General features: G+C 66.7%; 4 protein-coding genes and 4 pseudogenes. 5 read left to right on the forward strand and 3 right to left on the reverse strand.

Going from position 1 to position 6,050, the window contains the following annotated elements; genetic code table 11:
* Positions 1-514: 514 nt before the first annotated feature.
* On the reverse strand, positions 515-1,537 hold the full coding sequence (locus tag VMD50_RS22030; RefSeq protein WP_325430696.1) for an IS110 family RNA-guided transposase: 1,023 nt from the start codon (positions 1,535-1,537) through the stop codon (positions 515-517).
* Positions 1,538-1,696: 159 nt separating this feature from the next.
* Here VMD50_RS22030 and VMD50_RS29980 point away from each other — a divergent pair.
* Both VMD50_RS29980 and VMD50_RS22045 read left to right on the forward strand, forming a co-directional pair.
* A pseudogene (locus VMD50_RS29980) lies at positions 1,697-2,305 on the forward strand (IS1634 family transposase); the annotation flags it as partial.
* Positions 2,306-2,495: 190 nt separating this feature from the next.
* Entirely contained in the window at positions 2,496-2,744 is a 249-nt protein-coding gene (locus VMD50_RS22045; RefSeq protein ID WP_325430702.1) for a hypothetical protein, read from the forward strand.
* Between the two features lie 167 nt (positions 2,745-2,911).
* On the opposite strand, the gene VMD50_RS22050 is transcribed toward VMD50_RS22045, so the two are convergent.
* On the reverse strand, positions 2,912-3,490 hold the full coding sequence (locus VMD50_RS22050) for a DUF6431 domain-containing protein (RefSeq protein WP_325430704.1): 579 nt from the start codon (positions 3,488-3,490) through the stop codon (positions 2,912-2,914).
* 295 nt (positions 3,491-3,785) lie between these two features.
* Here VMD50_RS22050 and VMD50_RS29985 point away from each other — a divergent pair.
* Positions 3,786-4,064 (forward strand): annotated as a pseudogene (locus VMD50_RS29985) (IS1634 family transposase); the annotation flags it as partial.
* A gap of 15 nt (positions 4,065-4,079) precedes the next feature.
* Here the strand turns inward: VMD50_RS29985 and VMD50_RS22060 are convergent.
* Positions 4,080-4,421, reverse strand: a pseudogene (locus tag VMD50_RS22060) (integrase core domain-containing protein); the annotation flags it as partial.
* A gap of 16 nt (positions 4,422-4,437) precedes the next feature.
* Between VMD50_RS22060 and VMD50_RS22065 the strand changes: the two are divergent.
* Together VMD50_RS22065 and VMD50_RS22070 are read left to right on the forward strand one after the other, a co-directional pair.
* Positions 4,438-4,770: pseudogene (locus tag VMD50_RS22065) on the forward strand (integrase core domain-containing protein); the annotation flags it as partial.
* 61 nt (positions 4,771-4,831) lie between these two features.
* Entirely contained in the window at positions 4,832-5,821 is a 990-nt protein-coding gene (locus VMD50_RS22070; RefSeq protein WP_325430708.1) for an ERCC4 domain-containing protein, read from the forward strand.
* Positions 5,822-6,050 lie beyond the last annotated feature (229 nt).

The raw sequence follows: 6,050 nt of genomic DNA on the forward strand, positions 1-6,050 counted from the left end.
AACCGGCTCGTCGGTATCCTGCACGGCTGCCTGAAAACCCGCACGCGCTACGACGAGACCACCGCCTGGTCGCACCACAACAACGATCGGCAAACCGCTGCTTGACATTCCTGGCCCCTGGGATGTCTGAAGGGGCGGGGTGCTGTCAAGCTTTGTTTTCGCCGTCTTCGACCGGTTTTGGGCGGGCACCGAGTTAAGGGAACGGGGTCAAGACGCAGCGTACGGCGGCGCGTCAGCGGCCCCGACGAACGGTCTTGACGCCGCCCCTGCTCGGTGCAGACTTGCCGGGAGTCGAAGACAAGTCGGGCGGTGTGCGGTTGTGGGGGGTGCGTTTCTCCAGGCTGATGTGAAGGGGCTGGGCAGGCCGGCGACCCGGCTGCCGGTCATTCCTTCGCCCGGCCGAAGCGGGCATGGAGTGGTGCGGCGAGCGGCATACGGGGTCAATCAGGAGGACGACCACGCCATTGCGGGGTCAGACATAGCCACGACCACGCGTATGCCGCGTCCGGGCGGCTCACGCGGCGTCTCGAGCCAACGCCCGGATTTCTCCGTCGCGTAGGCCGTAGTAGACGAGGGTGAGCAGTTTTCGGGCCGCGGCGATCTTGGCGACGCTCTTGCCGCGTCGGGCTTCGATCCGTTTGCGATCGGCGCCGATCTTGACGGTGGTTTTACGTTGGATCGCCTCCACGGTGGCCCAGCGAACCAGCTTGGAACCCTGTTTGGTGATGTGACCACGATGTATCACGGTGTCGGACTCGTGGTGGCGCGGCGTCAGACCGGCCCACGAACACAACGGGCGCGGGCCGGCGAAGCGATGCACCTCCCCGATCTCGGCGACGAAGATCGCCCCCAGGATCGGGCCGACACCGGGCAACCCCTGAATCGCCCGATAGCCGCGATGCTCAGCCAAGCGTTCGGCGATCAGCGCGACGAACACCGCTTCCTCGGCGTCGAACACGTTGATCAGATGCAGCAGCGACGCGACCCGAGCCGCGTACGGGCCGGCCAGCGCCGTCTTTTCCAGCCGTTTGCGTCCGTCGACACCGAACAGGTCGGTGGCCGCGATCAACACCCCGGCCTTGGCGAGCACGGCGTGCACCTGGGCCTTGAGTCCGGAGCGGATCGCCACGATCTTGGCGCGGTAGCGCACCAGTTCCCGCAACTCACGAACCTGTGGTGGCGCGATCCACGCCTCGGGCAACCGATTCATCCGCAGCAGATCCGCCAAATCAGCGGCGTCTCGGACGTCGTTCTTCACCCGCCGATACCGAAATCCTTTGACACCCAACGGATGTGCCAAATGAACCTGCGCACCGGCGGCCTGCAGCACATCGACCGCCCAGTACCACCCGTACGTGGCTTCCAACACCACCTCGGGGTTCGAGCCGGCCTCCTCGAGCTGCAGACCCAACGCCACCGGATCGTTGACGATACGCACCGCGCTGAGCTGCTCACCCGAATCGGTCTGCCGCACGATCACCGACCTTTGTCGGTGCAGATCAATCCCGACGAACTGTTTTCCGTCATACTCACACATAGGGGCCTCCTACATCAGTGTTGGACGTGACACCCCAGCATCCGCCGGGAACCCACGAGGAGCGGAGGCCCCGCCCCTTCATCACATCAGGAGACCTGGTGTTCGAAGGCAGCGTTCGCGGACTGGTGGAAGTCCACCGCCGCGGACCGGTTCACCAAGATCGGTGCCCGCGCCCTGGACCACCGGCGGTTCTGGAACGCCATGCACGCGGTCACCGCGCAGCAGTTGGAGCGGATCGGCCAGACGATCGCGCTGCGGTTGATCGAGGTCAGCGGGGTCGATGTCTCCTCGGTGGCGCTGGACATGACCAACTTCGCGACCTTCATCACCACAGCGAACGCGAAGGCCCCGATCGCGCAGCGGGGCAAGGCGAAGCAGAAACGCAGCGACCTGCGGCTGGTCGGGCTGGGCCTGGTGGTCACCCGTGACGGCGGGATCCCGTTGACCTGGCATGCCTACCCCGGCGACAAGCCGGACGTCACCCAGTTCCCGCCGATGATCGACCAGCTCCGCCGGCGATACGAGGCGATCACCGCCGCGGCCGGGCGCACCAGCGGCAGCGCGGAGATGACGGTGGTCTTCGACGCCGGGCAGAACAGCGCCGACAACTTCGCCCACCTGGCCGGCAGCGGCCTGCACTACATCGGGTCGGTGCCGATCAGCGACTGCCCGGACCTGGCCGCGCTGCCCGCCACCGTGCGCACCGTCGTCGACGCCCGGTTCGAGGGCCTGACCGCCCACGACACCCGCCGCGAGGTCTACGGCACGGTCCGGCGCACGATCCTGACCCACTCACCGGAGTTGCACGAAAGCCAGGCCTGCGGCTTCGACGGCACCACCCCTGGCCAAGGCCGGCACGAAGCTCGATGCGCTGGCCACCACCCTCGCCCGCGGCAAGACCCGCCGACCCCGCGCCGCAGTCGAGGCCGAGATCGCCGCAATCACCCGCACCCCCTGGGTGCGCCGCGTCGTCACCTGGCAGCTGACCGGCGACGAACCCGCCGACCTGCGCCTGGAATGGAACATCGACACCACCGCCCGCGCGGGGCTGGAAGAAGAACTGTTCGGCAAGCACGTGCTGATCACCGACCACGACGACTGGCCGGTCGCCCGGGTCGTCACCGGCTACCGGTCCCAATCCGAGGCCGAGTTCGCCTTCCGGCAGCTCAAAGATCCCCACGTGGTGTCGTTTGTTGCCCGGCACTGAAAATGACGATGACGCCGTCACTCTCGATGAAGACGAAGATGGTGGCGTTGGTCGCCACCTTGACGGGGTGATCGTCGCGGTGACGGCATCGTCGGCACGGTGACGATTGGTCGGCGGTGTGGTGACGCCATGCCGGGAGCAGGGGTGTCCGCCGGTGGACTCGATTTTCAGCCGCTGCGGGGTGGAGCGAGGAGCCGGCCGCGGGTGTACATGCCGATCAGCGTCCACGGCGGGTCCTCGAACCCGCAACGGCGGCGATCCCAATAGGCGGCCGCGATGAGCACGGTCAGCGTGTGCCGCAACTGGTTGCCGGCGTAACGGATCTCAGTGAACGCCTCAGGGGCAAGCTGGATCAGCCGGGTCGCGCCCTGCTGGCATGCCCAGGACAGGTGCTTGTCGGTGGCGCGGCGCAGCCAGCGCCGCACCGTCGATTCGGCCCGGCCCAGGCGGGCGGCGATGCGCCGGAACCCGAGGCCGTTCGCCTTGTGCGCCAACGCGGTTCCGATCACCTCGGTGGTGTCGGCGCGCCGCGGCTGCAGCGCGGTCGGCAGCAGGATGTGGGTGGTGGCGCAGTCGCGGCACCGCACCCGCCGCGGGCGCACGGTCACCGTCGCCGCACGGAGCGCGCGGACGGTGCGTTGGCGCGCGTACCCCCATTTGGCCAGCGCACCGCCGCAGCGCGGGCAGCACATGACGGCGTCGGCGAGCCGGGCCTCGGCGTCCTCGGGTCGGCGGACGACGATCACTGCCGGACACTGCGTTCACGGTGCATCAGTGTTGCCTACCACACCCCGGATTGGGGAAGGGGTCAGTTCGTTTTGGGCGCAACAGCTTTCGGGTCAGTGCCGTCACTCACTTTGCCGACGACGCCCACTCGTCACGATGCCCCGCGTCGTTCGGTACGGCGCGGGCCCGTCACCGGCTGCACCACCGTACGTCGCCACATTGGTGGTGCCGACGAAAGCCCGCAACCCGACGGCGGCATCCGAAGTGACGGAGAGACCCTCCGTGGTCGTCATACAAAGGGACGCTCAACAGCCGTTCTCCCCAATGCAACACTGGACCGAGCACAACATCCGCGTCCACACGTTCACCTGCGTCCTCGCCCTCCAGATCGCCCATCTCATGCGACACCGAACCCGCCGAGCCCGCCTGCACTTAAGCGTGCCGGCCCTCCTCGGCGAGCTCGCCGGCATCGCGGAGACCGTCCTGCTCTACCAAGGCGACCGCGGCCGACCCAAAGCACGCCGCATGCTCACCGAAACCAACCCCACCCAGGACACCCTCACCCAGCTCTTCCACCTCGACTGGAGCATCCCCGGTTTGATGCACACCTCATTCCGTGTGACCGGTGTGCTTTCCGGCGTGGAGTCGAGCGTAGTACTCGGCCTCGGCTTCTGCGGGTGGGATTCGGCCAAGGCGGTGCATAAGCCTGCATTGGTTGTACCAGCCCACCCACGCGGAGGTCATGTTCTCCAGGTCGGCGAGGGTGTCGATAGGCCCGCTGCGAAACGGGGAACTCTCGCGGATACACTCGGTCTTATACAGCCCTATAGTCGTCTCGCACAAGGCATTATCGAGCGCGTCGCCGACAGTCCCCACCGATGGAATTAGCCCTTCAAGCATCAGTGCCTCGCCGTAATGTATTGCGGTGTACTGACTTCCGGCATCGCTGTTAAGCCGGGTCCAGCTTAACAGTGACGCCGGATCACAGTACACCGCAATACATTTCACTGAGACGCTGATGCTGGAGGGACTGGTTCCGTCGGTCGGGACCGTCGGGGATGCCCTCGATAACGCGTTGGCCGAAACGACGATCGGGCTGTACAAAACCGAGTGCGTGCGGGAAGGCTCCCCGTTCCGCAACGGACCGATCCGCACTCTGGCCGACCTGGAGAACATCACCTCGGCGTGGGTGGCCTGGTACAACGCCAGCAGGCTCATGCATCGCCTGGGCCGAATCCCACCCGCAGAAGCCGAGGCCAACTACTACGCCAGGCTGGCCAGCAAGCACATCCTCACGTAGGGCCCGCACGCTGACCGCGGTTGCGCCGCCAACCTCGCTGCGGACCGGCAGACTCGGGCTCGTGGCGGAGTTGCTGATCGTGGTCAATCCGGACGAGGATTCCCGACTGCCGTTCCTGCTGCGGGTTCCGCAGCCCGGTGGTGACCTGCTGTTTCGCACCTCGGGGAGGTGGCCGCGTGTCAAAGCGTTGTATTGCTACCCGGTCGACCTCGACGAGTGGCCCACCGATGCGGTCATCGTCGAACGCGTGCCGTTGCGGTCCTGCCGACGCCGCGGGGCGGCCATCGACGTGATCGCCAACCGGTCCCGCGAGAACCGCTCTCAGCTCGTCTTCACCACGGCGCGGGGTCGGGATGCGGTGTTCTGGCAGTCGGCGCGCACCCGTAAGCAGGCCCGCCCCAACGTGCGCACTCCGACCGCCCGCGCTCATGGCATCGACGTCCTGCAGATCGTCGTCGATACGCACGAGCAGTACGGCTACCGATTTCCCACCCAGCAAGTGACCATCGTTCGGCGGGCGTTGCCGTGCGGCGACTACGGGCTGATCGTCGATGGGCAGCTCGTCGCGTCGGTGGAGCGCAAGTCGCTGCTAGACCTCATCGCCAGCCTCACCAGCGGCAAGCTGCGCTACCAGGTGGCTGACCTCGCCGCGCTCCCAAGGGCCGCACTCGTGGTCGAGGACCGGTACTCGCAGATGTTCAAACTCGAGCGGGTGCGTCCGGCCGTCGTGGCCGACGGGCTGGCCGAACTGCAGATCCGGTGGCCCAATGTGCCGGTGGTGTTCTGCGAGACCCGCCAGCTCGCCGAGGAATGGACTTACCGGTTCCTGGCCGCCGCCCATACCTGGGCCAGCACCGAATACGCTGCGCTGCAGCACATCTCACCAACCAGCATCGACCTCACCGAGCTTCATCGAGCACCGGCCGCGCCGCAACCAAGCACCGCAGAAGTCCGCGCCTGGGCCCGCACCGTCGGCCTGCCGGTGCCCGACCGCGGCCGCCTCCGCCCCGAAATCTGGCAGGCCTGGCATGACGCCAACCGCCCGAACTGACCGCAAAGTCTCACCCAGGTACTACGCTCGCGATGAGATCGGGAAGCACACCGGTCACACAAAGCGAGGTGTGCATAAAACCAGTGAGAATAGTCAGGCAGGCGTCACGGCAGGGCCCGACCCGATAAAACCCTGACCTCCGTGCGGAGTGTCCTTGTCCCGATTTGTCGGCTTTGTTGTGGCGGCTGCGGGGTGCCCGCCGGAGGCTCGGATTGTGACTTGATAGGAG

The organism is Mycobacterium sp. (assembly GCF_035506235.1).
Classification (GTDB): Bacteria; Actinomycetota; Actinomycetes; order Mycobacteriales; family Mycobacteriaceae; genus Mycobacterium.

What these genes read in the sequence shown, in the direction of transcription:
- VMD50_RS22030 (WP_325430696.1), bottom strand. Translation starts at nt 1,537, where the DNA reads ATGTGTGAGTATGACGGAAAACAGTTCGTCGGGATTGATCTGCACCGA.